Origin of the sequence: Sulfitobacter sp. HI0027 (genome assembly GCF_001634775.1) — a bacterium.
Lineage (GTDB): Bacteria > Pseudomonadota > Alphaproteobacteria > Rhodobacterales > Rhodobacteraceae > Sulfitobacter.
The window spans coordinates 16,782-36,580 of the sequence record NZ_LWER01000197.1; the positions used below are offsets into that span (position 1 = coordinate 16,782).

At 61.3% G+C, this 19,799-nt stretch carries 17 protein-coding genes and 2 tRNA genes; 7 read left to right on the forward strand and 12 right to left on the reverse strand.

All coding sequences use genetic code 11. The features are described from left to right. Positions 1-12: 12 nt before the first annotated feature. From mtgA to A3722_RS13120, 8 genes are all read right to left on the reverse strand, one after another. Positions 13-741 carry a monofunctional biosynthetic peptidoglycan transglycosylase gene (gene mtgA / locus A3722_RS13085; protein WP_067624604.1) on the reverse strand — a complete coding sequence of 243 codons (729 nt, stop codon included), beginning with the start codon at positions 739-741 and terminating at the stop codon, positions 13-15. Positions 742-748: 7 nt separating this feature from the next. Then, positions 749-1,453: an SGNH/GDSL hydrolase family protein gene (locus A3722_RS13090; RefSeq protein WP_067624601.1), complete on the reverse strand. Its 705-nt coding sequence runs from the start codon at positions 1,451-1,453 to the stop codon at positions 749-751. A gap of 249 nt (positions 1,454-1,702) precedes the next feature. After that, complete coding sequence (gene gltB, locus A3722_RS13095; RefSeq protein WP_067916173.1) at positions 1,703-6,235, reverse strand: glutamate synthase large subunit; 4,533 nt, start codon at positions 6,233-6,235, stop codon at positions 1,703-1,705. Further along, on the reverse strand, positions 6,232-6,666 hold the full coding sequence (locus A3722_RS13100) for a GFA family protein (protein WP_067624976.1): 435 nt from the start codon (positions 6,664-6,666) through the stop codon (positions 6,232-6,234). Before A3722_RS13100 ends, gltB begins: the two co-directional genes overlap by 4 nt. Further along, positions 6,663-7,136 (reverse strand): GFA family protein, encoded by a 474-nt coding sequence (locus tag A3722_RS13105; RefSeq protein WP_161487390.1) that lies wholly within the window; start codon positions 7,134-7,136, stop codon positions 6,663-6,665. The genes A3722_RS13100 and A3722_RS13105 overlap by 4 nt, the downstream gene beginning before the upstream one ends. Before the next feature lies 1 nt (position 7,137). Further along, a complete protein-coding gene (locus A3722_RS13110) occupies positions 7,138-8,571 on the reverse strand; it encodes an NAD(P)-dependent oxidoreductase (RefSeq protein ID WP_067623111.1) in 1,434 nt (477 codons plus the stop codon). Positions 8,572-8,730: 159 nt separating this feature from the next. After that, a complete protein-coding gene (locus A3722_RS13115) occupies positions 8,731-9,537 on the reverse strand; it encodes an undecaprenyl-diphosphate phosphatase (protein ID WP_067623108.1) in 807 nt (268 codons plus the stop codon). Continuing rightward, on the reverse strand, positions 9,537-10,523 hold the full coding sequence (locus A3722_RS13120; RefSeq protein ID WP_067623105.1) for a complex I NDUFA9 subunit family protein: 987 nt from the start codon (positions 10,521-10,523) through the stop codon (positions 9,537-9,539). Before A3722_RS13120 ends, A3722_RS13115 begins: the two co-directional genes overlap by 1 nt. A 168-nt stretch (positions 10,524-10,691) precedes the next feature. Here A3722_RS13120 and A3722_RS13125 point away from each other — a divergent pair. Then, a tRNA-Leu gene (locus tag A3722_RS13125) sits at positions 10,692-10,777 on the forward strand. 105 nt (positions 10,778-10,882) lie between these two features. On the opposite strand, the gene A3722_RS13130 is transcribed toward A3722_RS13125, so the two are convergent. The 3 genes from A3722_RS13130 to A3722_RS13140 form a co-directional block, all read right to left on the reverse strand. Further along, complete coding sequence (locus A3722_RS13130; RefSeq protein WP_067623103.1) at positions 10,883-11,278, reverse strand: response regulator; 396 nt, start codon at positions 11,276-11,278, stop codon at positions 10,883-10,885. A 75-nt stretch (positions 11,279-11,353) separates the two neighbouring features. Beyond that, complete coding sequence (locus tag A3722_RS13135; RefSeq protein ID WP_067623100.1) at positions 11,354-11,533, reverse strand: hypothetical protein; 180 nt, start codon at positions 11,531-11,533, stop codon at positions 11,354-11,356. A 129-nt stretch (positions 11,534-11,662) separates the two neighbouring features. Further along, a complete protein-coding gene (locus tag A3722_RS13140; RefSeq protein WP_150119982.1) occupies positions 11,663-12,760 on the reverse strand; it encodes an NAD(P)/FAD-dependent oxidoreductase in 1,098 nt (365 codons plus the stop codon). A 236-nt stretch (positions 12,761-12,996) separates the two neighbouring features. Between A3722_RS13140 and A3722_RS13145 the strand changes: the two genes are divergently transcribed. Genes A3722_RS13145 through A3722_RS13160 form a run of 4 tightly spaced genes read left to right on the forward strand, consistent with a single transcriptional unit; the run spans position 12,997 to position 17,335 of the window. Beyond that, the gene (locus A3722_RS13145; protein WP_067623097.1) at positions 12,997-14,088 is read left to right on the forward strand and encodes an ABC transporter ATP-binding protein; all 1,092 of its coding nucleotides are present in this window, start codon (positions 12,997-12,999) and stop codon (positions 14,086-14,088) included. Between the two features lie 60 nt (positions 14,089-14,148). After that, positions 14,149-15,192, forward strand: coding sequence for an ABC transporter substrate-binding protein (locus tag A3722_RS13150; protein WP_067623094.1), 1,044 nt, complete (start codon positions 14,149-14,151; stop codon positions 15,190-15,192). Positions 15,193-15,252: 60 nt separating this feature from the next. Further along, positions 15,253-16,482: an ABC transporter permease gene (locus A3722_RS13155; protein ID WP_067623090.1), complete on the forward strand. Its 1,230-nt coding sequence runs from the start codon at positions 15,253-15,255 to the stop codon at positions 16,480-16,482. Positions 16,483-16,486: 4 nt separating this feature from the next. Continuing rightward, the gene (locus A3722_RS13160) at positions 16,487-17,335 is read left to right on the forward strand and encodes an ABC transporter permease (RefSeq protein WP_067623087.1); all 849 of its coding nucleotides are present in this window, start codon (positions 16,487-16,489) and stop codon (positions 17,333-17,335) included. A 59-nt stretch (positions 17,336-17,394) separates the two neighbouring features. Here the strand turns inward: A3722_RS13160 and A3722_RS13165 are convergent. Beyond that, a tRNA-Lys gene (locus A3722_RS13165) sits at positions 17,395-17,470 on the reverse strand. Between the two features lie 104 nt (positions 17,471-17,574). On the opposite strand from A3722_RS13165, the gene dapF reads away from it, so the two are divergent. Continuing rightward, on the forward strand, positions 17,575-18,408 hold the full coding sequence (gene dapF / locus A3722_RS13170; protein WP_082849479.1) for a diaminopimelate epimerase: 834 nt from the start codon (positions 17,575-17,577) through the stop codon (positions 18,406-18,408). Then, on the forward strand, positions 18,405-19,658 hold the full coding sequence (mtaB, locus tag A3722_RS13175) for a tRNA (N(6)-L-threonylcarbamoyladenosine(37)-C(2))-methylthiotransferase MtaB (protein ID WP_067623077.1): 1,254 nt from the start codon (positions 18,405-18,407) through the stop codon (positions 19,656-19,658). Before dapF ends, mtaB begins: the two co-directional genes overlap by 4 nt. Positions 19,659-19,799 lie beyond the last annotated feature (141 nt).

Genomic DNA, 19,799 nt, shown 5'->3' on the forward strand with positions numbered 1-19,799 from the left:
GCGGGAGGATTTTCAACTCTCGAAACAAGCGGCACGACCGTCCGCGCGGATGGTCGCCGCCCCGTCCATGATCTGGGCCGTGCGCTTGCGGGTAAAGTCTCCGGGCCGGGAGGCGGAACGCTCTTTCGGGTCGGGCAGGATCGCGGCAAGGCGCGCGGCCTGCGTCGGGCTCAGGTCTGCTGCCGCGACGCCAAAGTAATGCGGGGCCGCAGCGCCGACGCCAAAGACACCTTCGTCGAACTCGGCCACATTCAAATAGACCTCAATGATCCGGCGCTTGGGCCAAAGGGTTTCGACCAGCGGGGTCATCCCGGCCTCAAGTGCTTTGCGCAGCCACGAGCGGCCATGCCAAAGATAGACGTTCTTGACCGTCTGCTGGCTGATCGTGGACGCCCCGCGGGCAGAGCCATTTTCAATCGCGGTGCGGATCGCCTGCATGTCAAAGCCCCAGTGGTTGCAGAAATTCGCATCCTCTGCCGCGACAGCCGCGCGGGCCATCACGGGGGCGATCTGCTCAAGCGGCACCCAGTCGCGCTGCACCCCACCCAGACGGCGCGATTCCGAAAGCATGTAGACCCCGGTGGGCGGGTTTACGAAGCGGAACAGCAGCACCAGCAGCACGGCCAAGACAAAGGCCAGCGCCAAGGCGCGTACCACCCAGCGGCCCGCGCGTTTCTTCAACGGGGGGCTTGCCTTGCTCGAATTCTTGCCCTTGGGGGCGGTCTTTTTCCGTGTCGCCATGGATCAGCTATAGGCCGTCTGCAGGTTTTTGTGAACGGTTCTCGCGCGCGGTGATTTCTTGAGCGAGGTAGGCACCGATCCGGGCGGAGCCACGGGCGGAGGGATGCACGTTGTCCCCGGCAAAAAGCCCGCGGTCCCCCCGGTCGATCACGTCTTCGGAATCGACGAAATGGATCCCGGGGCGGCCTGCGGCGAAAGTGGCGATACGGGATTCGATTTCGACCAGATCATCGCGGCATCCGGCAAAGGAGCCTGAGCCGGAGCCTGCGTAATAGCCCATCCACATGACCTGCGCCCCGGTCTGGGCACGGAGGCGTTGCAAGAAGGCGGGGATGCTGCCGCTTTGACCGTCCGGTGCGATCAGCGCATTCACCGAGGCCCCGCAGGCCCCGCAGCCGCAATCGGCGCTCAGATCGTTGGCACCGCCATTCACCACCACCCAGTTCCAGCGCCCGCCGGGGAACTGCTGCTGAATGTCAAAGCCAACGGCAGAGGCGATGGTCGAGCCATTGTCGAACTGCGCGCCGGGCACGGCACGGCTGGTGACGCTGCGGCCCGTTTGGTTGGCAATGACATCGGGGATGGAGCGGCCTCCATTCCACGCCATGATGGAATCGCCCAGCACGAGGATATCGCCCCCGCCACGCGGTGCGGTGTCGGTGCAGGCGCTGAGGCCTGTGACTATCAGCAATACCGCTAGAATTTCTCGCATGATCTGCCTCCCGTGGAGAGGCAGAGGTAGCGCAGACACTTTTGAATACCACCCCAGCCCGGAAACAAGCCGCAGGCGCCGGGCCATCGCCTGCCCGTCCCGGCGGGCTGGCGATTTGGTGAGGCTGGGCGAACCTTCGCGAACACACATCATCGCTGCGCCATAAAGTGGCTCGAAGCGGCGTTTCAATCGCCACCCCACGGACAGGCGATGTCCCTCCCGCGCGACCGAAGCCGCGCGGGGGATAACTTACTCCGCTGGAACTGCCGTCTCTTCCACCGACAGCGGCGCGGGCAGATGCACCAGCATCTCCTTCGGGCAGACCTGCAGGAAGTTGTGCTTCTCAGTCTCCCAATGCTGAAGAATATCGGCGGCCTTGCGGCTGTTGGTCTCGGCGACATGACGCTCCAGCAGCCCGTGCAGCTGGTCCAACCAATGTTCGACGCTGACCGGGCAGGTCACGATTGTTTCGGCATTCATCAGCTTCGGCGCCAGCCCGTCGGGGTCATAGAGATAGGCCATCCCCCCGGTCATCCCGGCGGCAAAGTTCGCGCCGATCTCGCCCAAGATCACCGCCACACCGCCAGTCATATATTCACAACCGTTGCTGCCGCAGCCTTCGATCACCACATGCGCGCCCGAGTTGCGCACCGCGAAACGCTCGCCCGCCCGGCCCGCGGCAAAGAGGTAGCCCGCCGTCGCACCATAAAGCACCGTGTTGCCGATGATCGTGTTCTCCGACGCCACGACCGGGCTCGCCATCGAAGGCCGCACCACAATCGTACCGCCCGACAGACCCTTGCCGACATAGTCGTTGGCATCGCCCGAGACTTCGAGCTTGAGCCCCGGTGCGGCAAAGGCACCCAGCGACTGCCCAGCCGAGCCGGTCAGCTTCACCGTCAGGTGGTCCGGCTGCAGTGAATTGCGCATACCGAAGCGTTTCACGATATGGCTCGAGACCCGCGTGCCGACCGTCCGGTGCGTGTTCTGCACGGCGTAGGACAGCTGCATCTTCTCACCATCCTCAAGGAAACGCGCGGCATCCCGGACGATCTGCGCATCAAGCGTATCAAGCACCACCTGACGCGGTTTGTCGCGGTCATAGACGTTCTCATGTGCGCCATCGACGGTGATCAACAGCGGGTTGAGGTCCAGATCATCCAAATGCGCCGAACCTCGGCTGACCTGCGTCAACAGGTCCGCGCGCCCGATCACTTCATCAAGACTGCGTGCCCCGATGCTGGCGAGAATTTCCCGCACTTCGGTGGCGTAGAAGGTGATGAGGTTCACCACTTTGTCCGCATTGCCGGTGAACTTGCCACGCAGCGCTTCGTCTTGGGTACAGACGCCCACGGGGCAAGTATTCGACTGGCACTGACGCACCATGATGCAGCCCATGGCGATCAGCGCAGCGGTGCCGATGCCGTATTCCTCGGCCCCCATCATCGCCGCCATGACGATGTCGCGCCCGGTGCGCAGGCCACCATCGGTGCGCAGTGTCACCCGGTCGCGCAGGTTGTTCATCGACAGAACCTGATGCGCCTCGGTCAGGCCCATCTCCCACGGCAGACCTGCGTATTTGATCGAGGTCGCGGGCGAGGCCCCGGTGCCGCCGTTGTGGCCCGAAATCAGGATGATGTCGGCCTTGGCCTTGGCCACGCCCGCAGCAATCGTGCCGACACCGCTCGACGCCACCAGCTTGACCGTCACCTTGCAGCGCGGGTTGATCTGCTTGAGGTCATAGATCAGCTGCGCAAGGTCTTCGATCGAGTAGATGTCGTGGTGCGGCGGCGGCGAGATCAGCGTCACGCCCTTGGTCGAATGCCGCAGCCGCGCGATCAGGTCGGTGACCTTCATACCGGGAAGCTGCCCACCCTCACCGGGCTTGGCACCCTGTGCGACCTTGATCTCCAACTCTTCGCACTGGTTGAGATATTCCGCCGTCACGCCAAAGCGGCCCGAGGCCACCTGTTTGATCTTGGCCGACGGATTGTCACCATTGGCCTCAGGCACGAAATGCGCCGGATCTTCGCCGCCCTCGCCGCTGTCGGACTTCGCACCGATACGGTTCATCGCCACGTTCAGCGTTTTATGCGCTTCGGGCGACAACGCCCCCAGCGACATGCCCGGCGTCACGAAACGCTTGCGGATCGAGGTGATGCTTTCCACCTCCTCCAATGGCACCGGCGTGCCCTTGGGCTTGATGTCGAGCAGGTCACGCAGATGGATCGGCGGGTTGCTCTGCATCTTTTTCGAATACTGCTGCCACATCTGATAGGACGCCTTGTTGCAGGCCATTTGCAGCATATGCATGCTGCTCGCCTCCCAAGCGTGTTTTTCGCCCGTCTTGCGCTGCTTGTAGAAACCGCCAATCGGCATCACGACCCCGTCGCCCTGCCAGCCTTTGGCGTGGACTTCTTCGGCCTTGCGCTGAATGCCGACGACACCGATGCCGGAGATACGGCTGGTCATGCCGGGGAAGTACTCGGCACACATGGCGCGCGAAAGGCCCACGGCCTCAAAGTTCAGACCGCCGCGATAAGACGAGATCACGGAAATCCCCATCTTCGCCATGATCTTGAGCAGACCTTGGTCAATCGCCTCACGGTATTTCTGCACCGCCTGCGTCAGGGTCATGTCCAAGAGCCCGCGCTCGATCCGGTCGGCCAAGGAATCTTCGGCCAGATAGGCGTTCACCACGGTCGCGCCGCAGCCCACAAGCACCGCGAAGTAATGCGGGTCGACACATTCCGCCGCACGCACGTTGAGCGAGGTAAAGGTCCGCAGACCCTTGCGCACAAGGTGACTGTGCACCGCGCTGGTCGCAAGGATCATCGGCATCGCGACCCGGTCGGCCCCGCTGTGCTGATCGGTCAGCACCAGATGGCCCGCGCCAGAGCGCACGGCGTCTTCCGCCTCGGCCCGAATCCGCGCCAGCCCGGCGCTGAGATTGCCGTTGCCCGCCTCAAAGGTGCAGTCGATGGACACGGTATGCACCTTGAACTGCGCCATCAGTTCTTCGAACTGCGCATTGCCGACGAAGGGACTGTCGAGCACGAGGATCTCGGTTTGGGAGCTGTCTTCGTCGAGCACGTTCTTGAGGTTACCGAAGCGCGTCTTGAGGCTCATCACCCGGAATTCGCGCAAGGAATCGATCGGCGGGTTGGTGACTTGGCTAAAGTTTTGACGAAAGAAGTGGCTCAGCGGGCGATACTGGCCGCTCAGGACCGCCGAGGGCGTGTCATCGCCCATCGAGGCCAGCGTCTCTTTCCCATCCTCGGCCATAGGCGCGAGGATCTGTTCCAGCTCTTCGATGGTATAGCCCGCAGCCACCTGACGGCGGCGCAGTTCGGCCCCGTCAAACAGCGGCTTTTCGGTGACGCGGCCAAGGACATCATCCATCTCGGTGATCTTGCCGACCCATTCGCCGAAGGGCTGGTTCGACGCGAGCTTGTTCTTGATCTCGGTATCGTTGAAGAGTTTGCCCTCTTCCATATCGACCGCGATGATCTGCCCCGGGCCAAGCGCGCCTTTGCGCACGACCCGCGCCTCGTCCAGTGGCACCATCCCGGCCTCGGACCCGGCGATCAACATGCCGTCGGAGGTTTCCACATAGCGCATCGGGCGCAGGCCGTTCCGGTCAAGCCCGGCGCAAACCCAGCGGCCATCGGTCATCGCCAATGCGGCGGGGCCGTCCCATGGCTCCATCACGGAGTTGCAGTAGGAATACATGTCGCGCCATGCTTGGGGCAGTTCCACCGCCTGTTTCGACCACGATTCCGGCACCAGCATCGTCTTGGCCATCGGCGCGGAGCGGCCCGCGCGGACCAGCACCTCGAACACGGAATCCAGTGCGGCAGAGTCGCTGGACCCCGAGGCCACGATCGGTTTGATGTCCTCGGCCATGTCGCCAAAGGTAGCAGAGGCCATGCGGATCTCATGGCTCTTCATCCAGTTCATGTTGCCCTTGAGGGTGTTGATCTCACCGTTATGGGCCAACATGCGGAAGGGCTGTGCCAGCCACCACTGCGGGAAAGTGTTGGTGGAGTAGCGCTGGTGATAGATCGCGAAGGCACTGATGAACTTATCGTCTTTCAGGTCGGGATAGAATTCGGCAACCTGTTCGGCCAGCATCATGCCCTTGTAGATGATGCTGCGGCAGGACATCGAGGCGATGTACATCTGCGGCACCTGCGCGGCGATGGCAGCTTTTTCGATGCGGCGGCGGATGACATAAAGCTCACGCTCAAAGGTCTCTTCGTCGACACCTTTGGCGTTGGAAATCAGGATCTGCTCAATCTCGGGCCGGGTCGCATTGGCCTTTTCGCCCAACACGGAGATGTCCACCGGCACATGCCGCCAGCCGTAGATGTAATAGCCCATGCGCAGGACTTCGGTTTCCACGATGGTCCGGCAGGTTTCTTGCGCGGCAAAGTTGGTGCGCGGCAGGAAGACTTGGCCCACGGCGATCAGCTCGTTCTCGCGCGGGGTGTGGCCGGTGCGGCGGACCTGCTCATAAAAGAAGGGCACAGGGATCTGCACGTGGATGCCCGCGCCATCGCCGGTCATCCCATCTGCGTCAACCGCGCCGCGGTGCCAGATCGCCTTGAGCGCGTTGATCCCGTTCAGCACGACCTCGCGGGTCTTCTCACCGTTGATGTTGACCACAAGGCCCACGCCGCAGGAAGAATGCTCTTCCTCGAAACTATACATGCCCTTATCGGCCATCATCGCGCGTTTGGCTTCTTCGCGGGCCACCCAGGCGTCATCATATTTGGTCATGGCTTGGTTCCTTCCACAAACGCCGCAAATCCTGCTTCGACTTCGGCCTTGGTTTTGATCTCGTGGTTCCCGGCAAAGGCATAGCCGTCGGGCTTCACATCTATGTAAATCTCGGTCTTGAGCGGCAGGCCGCCCGCATTCTCCACCAACCCGGCAGAGAGTGAGTAATAATCATGCCCCGGCAGCGTGAGGTGATACCAAAGCGTGCTGCCGCAACTGTCGCACCATGCCCGCTCAGCCCAGTCCGAAGAGGCATAGGATTTCACCGGGCCGTCATAGGTCAGGCTGCCCGGTTTTGCGTCGATCTCAAGGAAAGCGCTGCCGGTCCAACGGCGGCACATCTCGCAGTGGCAGGCACCAAGCGCGTCTTTCAACGGCTCAAAGCTGACCGTAACCGCCCCGCAGAGGCAATGACCTCTCAAAAGGCTCATTGCTTGTCCTCCACATGCAGGGCGCGGGCCTCGTAATCGGCTTTGGTCACCCGCTCCAGTTCCCCGGCCAAGGCAAAGTTGCTTGGGGCGCGGTCGGCATAGACCACGCGCGCCAGCTTTGCGCCGCCAAACCCGTCGAAGAGACCCGGAGCCAGTTCCAGCAGCTCCGCGTTCTCTCCTTCGGTATCGGCAAACCAAACCGCCGTGCCGCAGGTCTCGCACCACGCCCGCTCGGCAAAGGAGGATGAGGCATAGGTCCGGATCGGTCCCTTGTGGGAAACCCGCGCGCGTGGCACTTCGATCCCCATTTGGACAGAGCCGCTCCACCGGGTGCAGAGGTCACAATGACAGGCCGAAATCGCAGCCAACGGCCCGGTCACATCCACCGTGACCGCGCCACACAGACAGTGGCCGTGGTGAGCTTCACCCCCCATGGCGTTGTCCGCTTTGATGGCTGCACCAGCACTCATTTCATTCCGCAGCGATGCGCTGCGCCCCGTTGAAATCATCAAGGATCGCCTGCGCGCAGTCGCGGCCATCCTTGATGGCCCAGACCACAAGGCTCGCCCCGCGCACGATGTCGCCCACGGCATAGACGCCATCAAGCGCCGTTGCCCCGGTGACGTAATCGGCTTTGATCGTGCCCCAGCGGTTCACCGGCAACTCCGGCTCGTTCCACAGGGTCGGCAGGTCTTCGGGCTCGAACCCAAGCGCCATGATGACGAGGTCGGCGTCTTCGACGTAGTCCGCGCCTTCGATCACCTCGGGGGCCTGACGGCCAGTGACATCCGGCGCGCCAAGGCGCATTTTCTGAACCATGACGCCGGTCACCGGATCGCCGACAAAGCCCTTGGGTGCGCTGAGCCATTCAAAGATCACGCCTTCTTCCTCGGCGTTTTGTACTTCGCGTTGGCTGCCCGGCATATTGGCCCGGTCCCGACGGTAGAGGCATTTCACGCTCTCCGCGCCTTGGCGGATCGAGGTGCGCACGCAGTCCATCGCGGTGTCGCCACCGCCGATCACGACGACTTTCTTACCCGCAGCATTCAGACGGCCATTTTCGAATTCATCGACCGAGTCGCCAAAGCTTTTGCGGTTGGAGGCGGTGAGGAAGTCAATCGCCCGCTCCACACCGAACCCGCCCACGCCGGGGGCTTCGATCTCGCGCGTTTTGTAAACGCCGGTGGCAATGATCACCGCGTCATGTTTGCCCCGGATCGCGCCAAAGCTAAGGTCGACGCCCACATCGCAGTTCAATTCAAAGGTCACGCCACCTTCGGCGAGCTGCGCATTGCGGCGCTCGACCACGTCTTTCTCAAGCTTGAAGCCGGGGATGCCATAGGTCAGCAAGCCGCCCGCACGGTCGTAGCGGTCATAGATGGTGACCTGCACCCCCGCGCGGCGCAGCATGTCCGCCGCTGCCAGACCGCCGGGGCCGGCACCGATGATGCCAACGCTTTCAGCGCGCTCTTCGCGTGGGGCGGCGGGTTTGACCCAGCCCTGCTCCCATGCGGTGTCGGTTATGTATTTCTCGATCGAGCCGATGGTGACGGTGCCATGGCCCGACTGCTCGATCACGCAGTTGCCTTCGCACAGGCGGTCCTGCGGGCAGATGCGGCCACAGATCTCGGGGAAGGTATTGGTCGCCTGACTGATCTCATAGGCCTCTTGCAGACGCCCTTCCGCAGTCAGGCGAAGCCAGTCGGGGATGTTGTTGTGCAAAGGGCAATGGGTCTGGCAGTAGGGCACGCCGCATTGGCTGCACCGGCTGGACTGTTCAGCCGCTTTGGCATCTGCATATTCGGCATAAATCTCGTCGAAATCCGTCCGGCGCAAATCGGGCGGGCGCTTTTCGGGCATATCCCGCGCAACGTCTGTAAATTTCAGCATGACCTGCTTCGCCATATACCCGCTCCTTCGACAAATTCCGTCAGAAGGCTCGTATACGAGAGCGCCCAAGTAAATAAAAGACAGTAATGCTGACCTATTTACCTCTTTCCGGGCAAATGGATCGCCCCCAGGTCATTTTTATGCATCATTTAAGGTCCGATACGGACCTAAGCGTCAAAACCCTGCCCAAAGCGCAATGATCACGACACCACCTACAAGGATTCGCCACCACCCAAAAAGCGCATAGCCATAGCGGCTGATGTAATCGAGCACCCAACGCACCACGAAGACGGCAGAGATAAAGGCCATGACAAAGCCCACAGCAATCTCGCCCATGGCAGAGGCATCCAGCACATCGCGGTTCTTGTAGATGTCATAGGCAAAGGCGCCCGCCATCGTCGGCATCGACAAAAAGAACGAGAATTCCGCCGCGGCGCGTTTGCTGGCCCCCAGCAACAGGGCGCCAACGATCGTCGCGCCCGACCGCGAGGTGCCCGGCACCATGGCAAGGCATTGGATGACGCCGATCTTGAACGCCATGGAAAGCGGGAATTTGGTCGCGTCGGTATAGGTCGGCGCAGGTGCGATGCGATCCACGATCAACAGCACCACCCCACCCAGCACCAACATGATGGCGATCAGCAGAGGTGTTTCGAACAGGACCGTCTTGATGAAATCATGGGCCAAGACGCCGATGAACACCGCAGGCAGAAAGGCCAGAAGCACCGACCAGATGAACCGCCGTGCCTGCGGATCATGCGGCGCGGCGGAGAATACCGCCCAAAGCCGTGCGGAATAAACTGTCAGGATCGCCAGCACCGCGCCCAATTGGATCACGACCTCAAAGGTCCGCCCGGCGCTCTCAAAGCCCAAGAAGTGACCGGCCAACAGAAGATGCCCGGTCGAAGATACGGGGATGAACTCTGTCAGCCCCTCCAGCAAACCCAGAAAGGCGGCGATCAGAGTGGTTGACTGTTCCATTATCCCTGCCGCAGGTTACGTGCCGATGCTTTGATGGCGTCATACTGCCCCGAGGGTCGGAACCGCCAAAGGTAGTCGGGCAGCACCGCGTCCATCGCGGTGGGGGTGATGCCAAGCTCGGTAAAGCCGCGCGCCCCTTCTGCCACAACGTTGTCATTGCGCAGGTTTTTGACCTGATCGCGGGTCAGCATTTTGTTGCTGAAAAGACCAAAGGTTGCGGCCTGCACCATGTCGAACCCAAAGGCGACGATCTTGGCTAAGAACCACGGCATGTTGAGCACCAAACGCCGACGGTGAATCACCTCAAGCATACGCTGCATCAGGCCGCGGAAAGTATCCACATCAGGGCCACCAAGCTCATAGACACCCGCGGAGGCCTGCCCCTCCAGAGCCTTTTCGGCCGCTTTGGCAACGTCATCGACAAAGACCGGCTGGAACCGGGTAGAGGCACCGGCAACCGGCAGGATCGGGCCGGTGCGGGTCATGCCCGCAAAGCGGTTAAAGAACTCATCCTCGGGGCCAAACATGATCGAGGGGCGCAGAATCACGGCCTCAGGCATATGTTTGAGAATGGCGGCCTCGCCCTCGCCCTTGGTGCGGGCATAGTCGCTCTCGGCCTCCATATCCGCGCCGATGGCAGAGACATGCACGAAACGACCAACTCCTTCGGTTGCGGCCATATGGGCGATACGCTCCGCCCCTTCGGACTGCACCGCGTCAAAGCTGTTCTTGCCGGTCTCGACCAGAATGCCGACGCAGTTCACGACCGCGTCCGCCCCACGCAGGGCGTCGCGCACGGAGCCATCGTTGCGAATGTTGCACAAAACAGGTTCGACTTGGCCAACCACACCATAGGTCCGCACAAAGAGCGCTTCGTTGGGGTGGCGCACCGCCACCCGTACCCGCCAACCAGCTCTGGCCATGCGATACGCGATATAGCGTCCGACAAACCCCGAACCGCCATAAATCGTGACCAGCTTAGACATTCTGCCGCTCCTGTAGATAAATTCTCTGACAGGATGTACCCGTGCGCCGCCGCTGTCACAAGGCCAAACCCCCGGTTGTAGCGATCCTCGCGCAGGATTTTCTAGATTTCGCTCAAATTGCGATTGACAGTCACCCGGCTGAGCCTTAGAGCACCCCACACGATACGTGCCCAGGTGGCGGAATGGTAGACGCGCTAGCTTCAGGTGCTAGTACTGGCAACGGTGTGGAGGTTCGAGTCCTCTCCTGGGCACCAATATTCCCCGACAGATGATTGACCGTAGATCAGGTCTCAACCGACCCCGACGCTACACACCCCGCACGGGGCGCTATGCCGCCCAGTCTGCGTACAGACGCACCCTTATTGCACGGCAACGCCTGCGTTTTTCAGACATAACTGCAGCCGTCTTCCAAGCTCTGGCAGGCTAAAAGGCTTTTTCAAACAGTCGCTTGCCCCTGCGGCCAAAGCGCGGCGCAGCAGATCTGCGTCTTTTCGGGTTGAGATCATGACGACCGGAACGCCGTGGTAGAATGGCAGACCTCTGACATGGCCACAGAACTCTAGCCCGTCCATCGCGGGCATCATGAAATCCGTGATGATCACATCTGTCGCGATCCGCTCCTTCGCCAGCGCGGCCAAGGCTTGGGCGGGGCATCCATAATCCGCCACGCATGAAAATCCGACTTCGGCGAGGGACGCCTGAATGAACTGCCGCGCAATCTCTGAATCGTCTATAACGATAGCATTCCAGTTCATTTCACCGCACCTAACCTTCTAAACAACGCCCCGGGGGCCACCGTAGCGGTGTGGCACTTAATATCGTGTGAATGCTTAAATGCGTTTGCCGACAAACAGCGCCGTGTCGGAGCGGATGCAGGCGACCTCACCCTTTTGCCAGACAAGCTCCCCCTGCGCGGTCGCGTATTTGCCCATGCTGACGCAGGCGGTGATCGGGGTGATCTCTGTGACGTTTTGGGCGGCATCGAAACTGTGGCTGAACTGAATGGACATGGCTTGTGCTCCTGAGTTGACGTTAATCAACCTTCACACATGTCGCCGCTCAATGCCTGCTGGCGTCAGGATAACGGCCCTATTCTTAGGTATATGCCACGTCACTTTCAGACCACGAAAAGCGCCCCGTCAGCGACGGTTCAGCAGCATTTGGTACTTTGGCACGAACAGATCCGCGCCTTTCACCTTTTTCGTTATCCAATCGCCTGCGGTGAACAGCATCAAAAAGCTATTGCCGCGCTCCGGCCCCAAGGGCAGCACGATCGGCGCCTCCGTACCCCACGGGCGATAGGTTTTCATATCCGCCAGTTTGCGGCCCGTGATCAGCCCGGTGAGGGTCTTTTTCAACCAAGGCAATTGCCGGCTGACCGCGACGATGGTCATGTTGTCACCGGGGTCCGCCACGTCCCCGGCGGCGAAGACGTTGGGCAGGGACGAGGGGCGCAGATGGCCGTCGGTCTTGATCCGCTCTGCGGCGGTAACCTCTGCGCCGGGCAGTTTCTTCAGCAGGTCAGAACAAGCGCGCGCCCCCAACACGGGAAAGATCAGATCGAATGCGCGTTCAGGTCCCTCCTCGAGGGTCACACTGCCCGCATGCGGCTCTGTCATAGAGGCGAGCCCTTCGACCTTTTTGCCAAGGATAAGCTCCACCCCGCTGGCCTTTAACTTCTTGCTCAGCGAAGCTCCAAGGCTGTCCGGCTTGGCCGCAAAGAGCTTGTCGTCCATGGTGATCACGGTGATCTTTTTGTCGGGCATGGCCTCGGCAATCTCGCCCGCAAGCTCAACCCCCACAGCCCCGGCGCCGATGATGCCGACGGTCTTGGCCGCCTGTAGCTTTTCATGCGCGGCTTGGCTCGCGGCCCGCAACCCGTCGATGTCTGCGCCTTTGGGCTTGAAGGGCGCGGCATAGTTTGAGCCGGTCGCGACAACGATGTAATCTGCGTCGACCCGCGCGCCGCTATCAAGGGTCACACCCTCCCCGTCCACACCCGTCGCCCGCGCCGCAACGACACGGCCGCGTTTCAGCAAGCGGTCATAGGGGATCAGCGAGTCTTCGACCAAACTGGGCTGCACCACGGCGCGGATCATCGCAGAGGCATGCACAAAATGGCTGCGCGGTTCGATCAATGTGACATCGGCAATGTCGTCCATCGCCTTGGCCAGCTCTGCCCCCAGATACCCGCCCCCTACGATTGCGATACGTTTGCCCATCGGTGCTGTCTCCATGTGGTCATCCCAGTCTGCCGGACAATCTTGCCCATGCGGTTGGCTATCCACATAGGCGCGGGGTCATAAATTTCCCGCCCGGGATGCCAAAACCTGCCGACTGTGCCGCCAAAGTGGTCACATGCTCACCCGATAAGCGCCTTAAGGGGGGCCGATTCTCTTAAACGATACAACATATTGTTTAGAATCATCGCACCTGTTTAACTCCCCCCAGCGACAGGGAGAGCCGCGGCACAATGAAAGACACCAAAGCAGAGACTTTTCTGCGTTTTGACAACGTCAAGAAGAGCTACGATCAGGAAAACCTCGTCGTCAAAGGCTTCGACATGGATGTGCAGGAGGGGGAGTTCATCACCCTTCTTGGCCCCTCCGGCTCGGGCAAAACCACCGTTCTGATGATGTTGGCGGGGTTTGAAAGCGTCACCTCGGGCGATATCGCGATCAATGGCCGGTCGATCAACAAGACCGCGCCGAACAAGCGCAATATCGGCATGGTGTTCCAAAACTACGCGCTGTTCCCGCATATGACGGTGGCCGAAAACCTCGCCTATCCGCTCAGCGTTCGCAAAATGTCCAAGGCGGATATCAAAGAGCGCGTGGCCGAGTATCTCGCATTGGTCGAACTTTCGGCCTTTGGCGACCGCCGCCCCGGTCAGCTTTCCGGCGGCCAACGGCAGCGTGTGGCGCTGGCCCGCGCGATGATCTTTCAGCCGACGCTGATCCTGATGGACGAACCCTTGGGCGCGCTCGACAAGAACCTCCGCGAACAGATGCAGTTCGAGATCACCCGCCTGCACAAGCAGATCGGCTTTACCGTGATCTATGTCACCCACGACCAGACCGAGGCACTCTCGATGTCCGACCGAATCGCCGTCTTCAACGACGGCGTTGTGCAGCAATGCGCGCCCCCGGCAGAGCTGTATGAGCGCCCGGTCAATGCCTTCGTCGCTGAGTTCATTGGTGAGAATAACTTTGTGCAGGGCAAGGTCAGCAAGATCGAAGGTGAGATCGCCAAGGTCGAGACTGACACCGGCACCATCACGACGCAAACTTCCGAAGGGCTGACCGAAGGCGCGCAATGCCGCGTCTCCATCCGGCCCGAGAAACTGTTCATCCACCCCACGACCCACGCCCATGACAACGCGCTGACGGCGACCTTTGTTACGCGCATCTATGTGGGCGATTTCATCCGCTATTATTTCCGCCTCCCCGACGGCACCGACATTATCGTCAAAGTGCTCAACGACCTGTCTGCGCCCGAGTTCGAAGACGGCGCGACGGCGCAGCTGTTGTCCCTGACGAAAGATTGCATCGCCTTTGCCAATTAAGGGCGACCGGGGGCAAACCGGGGCCCCGCAAAAGACCTGGACACAACAAGGAGAGACCCGATGAAGAAACATCTGACGTATCTGGCCACGACGGCGCTGCTTGCCAGCCCTGCTCTGGCCCAGGATCTGACAGTGACATCTTTTGGCGGCGCCTATGGCGCGGCACAGATGGAGCACATGATTGAACCCTACATGAAGGAATCCGGCACCAACGTCCTGTTCGAGGACTACGGCGGCGGCGTTGCTGAGATGAAGGCGCAGGTCGAAGCGGGCAACATCCTGTGGGATGTCGTCGACATCGAAGTGATCGACCTCGAACGCGCTTGCGCCGAAGGTTATCTGGAAGTGATCGACCAATCCGTCCTGCCCGATGGCGACGATGGCACCGCAGCGGCCGATGACTTCATCGAAGACGCGCTGGCCAATGAATGTGGCGTGGGTAACATCGTTTGGTCCGTCGTCTTTGCCGTGAACACCGAAAACGGCGAAGGCCCGAAAACCATCGAAGACTTCTTTGACACCGAAGCCTTCCCCGGCAAACGTGGTCTGCGCAAACGCCCCCAAGTGAACATGGAATGGGCGCTGCTGGCCGATGGCGTTGCCCCCGAAGAAGTCTATGAAGTGCTCGCCACCGAAGAGGGCCAAGCCCAAGCCTTCGCCAAGCTCGACACCATCAAGGACGAGATCACTTGGTACGACAGCTGGTCTCAGGCCCCCGTCCTGCTGAACGACGGCGGTGCCACCATGGTGCAATCCGCCAACGGTCGTATCTTTGCCGCGATCAAGGACGATGGCGCCCCCTTCGAGATCGTCTGGGACAGCCACATCTATGACCTTGACGTCTGGGCGATCATGAAAGGCACCGAGAAGAAAGAAGAGGCGATGGAGTTCATCAAGTTCGCCACAGGCACCGTGCCGCTCTCGGGGATGCAAGACGTGGCCTACGGCCCGACCCGCGCCTCTGCTCAGGCGCTGCTGCCCGAAGAGGTCAAGAAAGACCTGCCCACGGCGCATCTTGATGAGGGCGTGAAGGCCGATGGTATCTTCTGGGCCGACTATGGCGAAAGCCTTGGCGAGAAGTTCAACGAATGGCTGCTGCAATAAGCACCCTGCCCCGCGCCTTTCCGGGCGCGGGGACCCCAGACCTTAAAGATGAGTAATCGCGTGCCCAGCCTCAGTTCCGAAGACGCCGCCAACGCCCGTCGCCAATTGCGCCGCCGCCGCACGCAGGCGTTTTTGTTTGTGGTGCCGCTGCTGGTCTTTATCCTTTTTGCCTTTGTGGCCCCGATCACCACGATGCTGTTTCGCAGTGTCTATAATCCGACCGTCGCCGAACTGGTGCCTGAGACGCTGACCATGCTCGAAGACTGGGAGGGTGAGACCCTGCCCGATCCGGCTGTGGTGACGCAAATGGCCATCGACATGAAGCGCATGGCGGGCAACCGCACCTCCGGTAAATTCGCCGATGAGATCAACCGCGCCCTGCCGGGCATGTCGAGCGTGATCAAATCCACCGCCCGCGGTCTGCGCCGCGCCGATGATGCGGAACTCGCCGCCAATGGGGCCGAGATGCTGCTGGCCGAGAATGACCGCTGGGCCAAACCCGCCACATGGCGCGCGATCCGCAGCGCCGGGCAGGCCTATACCTCAAGCTATTACCTCACCGCCGTCGATCTGGAGTACGACTCCGAGGGTGAGATCATCATGCGTGACACGCAGATCTACAAACAGCTCTATGGCAAGACGCTGAAGATGGCGCTGATCATCACCGGGCTGACCATGCTGCTGGGCTATCCTCTGGCCTTCTATATGTCGCAAGCCTCGCCAGCGATGGCGAACTTCCTCATGGTTTTTGTCCTCCTGCCATTCTGGACCTCCCTGCTGGTGCGTACCACCGCATGGATCGCCTTGCTGCAAGCAGGCGGCGTGGTGAACTCCACCCTGATCTGGGCTGGGCTGATCAATGAGCCGATTGAGCTTTTGTACAACGAGTTCTCCACCATCCTCGCCATGACCCACATCCTGCTGCCCTTCATGGTACTGCCACTCTATGCGGTGATGCGCGGGATCGACGCGAGCTTCATGCGCGCCGCAATCTCGATGGGCAGCAACCCCATCGGCGCGTGGTACAAAATCTACCTGCCGATGAGCCTGCCGGGCCTCTCGGCTGGGGCGCTGTTGGTCTTCATCATCTCGGTCGGCTACTACATCACGCCCGCGCTGGTGGGCGGCACCGACGGTCAGATGATCTCCAACATCATCGCCTTCCACATGCAGGTGTCCAACAACTGGGAACTGGCGGCGGCCTTGGGCTCGCTCCTGCTGATCCTGATCCTCGTTCTCTACTGGCTGTTCGACCGTTTCGTCGGCACCGACAACCTCAAGCTGGGATGACGTCATGAGCCCATTGCCCGACTATTACACGATCTGGCACAAGGCGGGGCACTATGGCCTGCGCATCATGGCGGCCTTGGTGCTCATCTTTCTGATGCTGCCGATCCTCGTGATCATGCCGCTGTCGTTCAATGCCGAGCCGTTCTTTACCTTCACCCAAGGCATGCTGTCGCTCGACCCCGACGCCTATTCAACGCGCTGGTACCAAGAGATTGTCGATGACCAAAAATGGCGCATCGCGATCCGCAACAGCTTCCTTGTCGGCATCGCAGCTGCCAGTATCGCTACGGTGCTGGGGACACTGGCCGCCGTCGGCCTCGCCTCGCCTTGGATGCCGTTCAAACGGATCATTACCGCACTGTTGCTGTCGCCGATGATCGTGCCGTTGATCATCATCGCGGCGGGCATGTTCTTTTTCTACACTCAGTTCAATCTGGTCGGCACCTTCACCGGGCTGATCATCGCCCATGCGGCGCTTGGCGTGCCCTTTGTCATCATCACCGTCACCGCCACGCTCAGCGGTTTTGACCGCTCGCTCTTCGTGGCGGGGCTGAGCCTTGGGGCCTCTCCGATCAAGGTGTTCTGGGACGTGGTGATACCGCTCATTCGCCCCGGCGTGATCTCGGGCGGGCTTTTTGCCTTTGTCACATCCTTTGACGAGGTGGTGCTGGTGCTCTTCCTGGCAGGCCCCGAACAGCGCACGATTCCGCGGCAGATGTTCTCGGGTCTGCGCGAGCAGATCAACCCGACGATTCTGGCGGTGGCAACGCTGCTGGTGGTGCTCTCGGCGACGATGCTTTTCGTGCTGGAAGCCCTGCGCCGACGCTCGGCGCGGCTGCGCGGGCAGGAATAGGCGAACCGCTTTCACGGCACCAAACACCTGATCCACAACCATATTCGGGGGGGGGTGAGTGGTGAGCCGTGATGGGTTCGAACCATCGACCTACTGATTAAAAGTCAGTTGCTCTACCAACTGAGCTAACGGCCCACTAGGCGGGTAACTAGAAATTACGGGCGGCAGGGTCAAGCCCTTTATTACGAAAATAATGCGAGATGCTGGATTAGTTTTCATGCCGGGGTTATATGCCCCGAATGTACAGCGATCAGACCCCCGGATTGCCCTTCATGAAAATGCATGGGCTAGGCAATGACTTCGTCGTGTTTGATGCACGTGCGGAGGCAATCGACGTGACTCCGGCGATGGCGCAGGCCATTGGTCACCGGCAATTTGGTGTGGGATTCGATCAGCTTGCGGTGATTACACAAGGAGCGGGCGACGCGCATCTGACCTTTTACAATTCCGACGGCTCCCTCTCCGCCGCCTGCGGCAACGCCACCCGCTGCATCGCGCGCTACCTGATGGACGAGTCTGGACGCGATTCGCTGCATTTGACCACCGCGCGGGGCGATCTGGCAGCGAAAGACGCCGGGGGCGGCCTGACCTCCGTCAACATGGGCCACCCGCAGTTGAATTGGGACGAGGTGCCACTGGCGCGCGAAATGGACACGCTGCACCTGCCGATTGACGGCGACCCCGTCGCCACCGGCATGGGCAACCCGCATTGCACCTTCTTCGTCGATGATGCCGAGGCGGTGGACCTCTCCGATCTCGGCCCCCGTGCCGAGCATGACCCGCTTTACCCTGAGCGCACCAATGTGCAGGTCGCGCAGATCGTCGGGCCGGATCACATCCGCATGCGCGTCTGGGAGCGCGGCGTGGGCGTGACGCTGGCCTCGGGCTCGTCCTCCTGCGCCACCGCTGTGGCCGCCGCGCGCCGGGGTCTGACGGGCCGCGCCGTGCGTATTGACCTCGACGGCGGCACACTGCACATCGATTGGCGTGAGGATGGCGTCTGGATGACAGGGCCGACCGCCCATGTCTTTTCCGGCACCTTCACCCCCGACTTTCTGGAGAGCCTGACATGAGCGCCCTGATCTTCAGCACCATGGGCTGTCGTCTCAATGCCTATGAGACCGAGGCGATGAAGGAACTCGCCGAACAGGCGGGGCTGCAGAACGCCGTGGTGGTGAACACCTGCGCCGTCACCGCCGAGGCCGTGCGCAAAGCCCGCCAAGACATCCGCAAGCTGCGCAAGGCGCACCCCGATGCGCGGCTGATCGTCACCGGCTGCGCCGCACAGACCGAGCCTGAGACCTTTAACGCCATGCCCGAGGTCGACGCCGTGATCGGCAACACCGAAAAGATGCAAGGCGCGACATGGCAGGGCATGGCCGCCGATTTCATCGGCGAGACCGAGACTGTGCAGGTCGACGACATCATGTCCGTGACCGAAACGGCGGGCCATTTGATCGACGGGTTCGGCACCCGCAGCCGGGCCTATGTGCAGGTGCAAAACGGCTGCGACCACCGCTGCACCTTCTGCATCATTCCTTACGGTCGCGGCAATTCCCGCTCGGTCCCCGCAGGGGTCGTGGTGGACCAAATCAAGCGGTTGGTGGACAAGGGTTTTAACGAGGTGGTGCTGACCGGGGTCGATCTGACCTCCTGGGGCGCTGACCTACCCGCCACACCGAAACTCGGCGATCTGGTGATGCGAATCTTGCGTCTGGTGCCCGATCTGCCGCGCTTGCGGATTTCCTCGATCGATTCGATTGAGGTGGATGAAAACCTGATGCAGGCCATCGCCACCGAGCCACGCCTGATGCCGCATCTGCACCTGTCGTTGCAGCATGGCGACGACATGATCCTCAAGCGCATGAAGCGCCGCCATCTACGCGACGACGCGATCCGTTTCGCCCAAGAGGCCCGCGCCCTGCGTCCCGACATGACCTTTGGTGCCGACATCATCGCCGGTTTCCCGACCGAGACCGAAGCGATGTTCGAAAACTCGATGAAACTGGTCGAGGAATGTGACCTGACATGGCTGCATGTCTTCCCCTATTCCGCCCGCCCCGGCACCCCCGCGGCGCGGATGCCCGCGGTGAACGGTGCTGCGATTAAAACCCGCGCGGCACGGCTGCGCGCGGCAGGAGAACGGCAAGTGCAACGGCATTTGGAGGCGCAAGTCGGACGCACGCACGATGTGCTGATGGAGAACCCTCACATGGGGCGCACGGCGCAGTTCACCGAGGTGAGTTTTGCCGCGTCACAGGTCGAGGGCGAGATCGTGCGGACCGAGATTACCGGGACTTCAGGCACGCAGCTGACCGCCTAGCGCGCAGGGCATCGCCCTCCCTGGGGGCGATGGAACGAGGCTGTGGTCGGAACGGCTGCCGTACTCGAAACAACGCCGCATCATGAAACCTCGCCAAATCGCCCTCCGGGGGGAAGGAGGGCGATGCCCGGTGTGCCACCG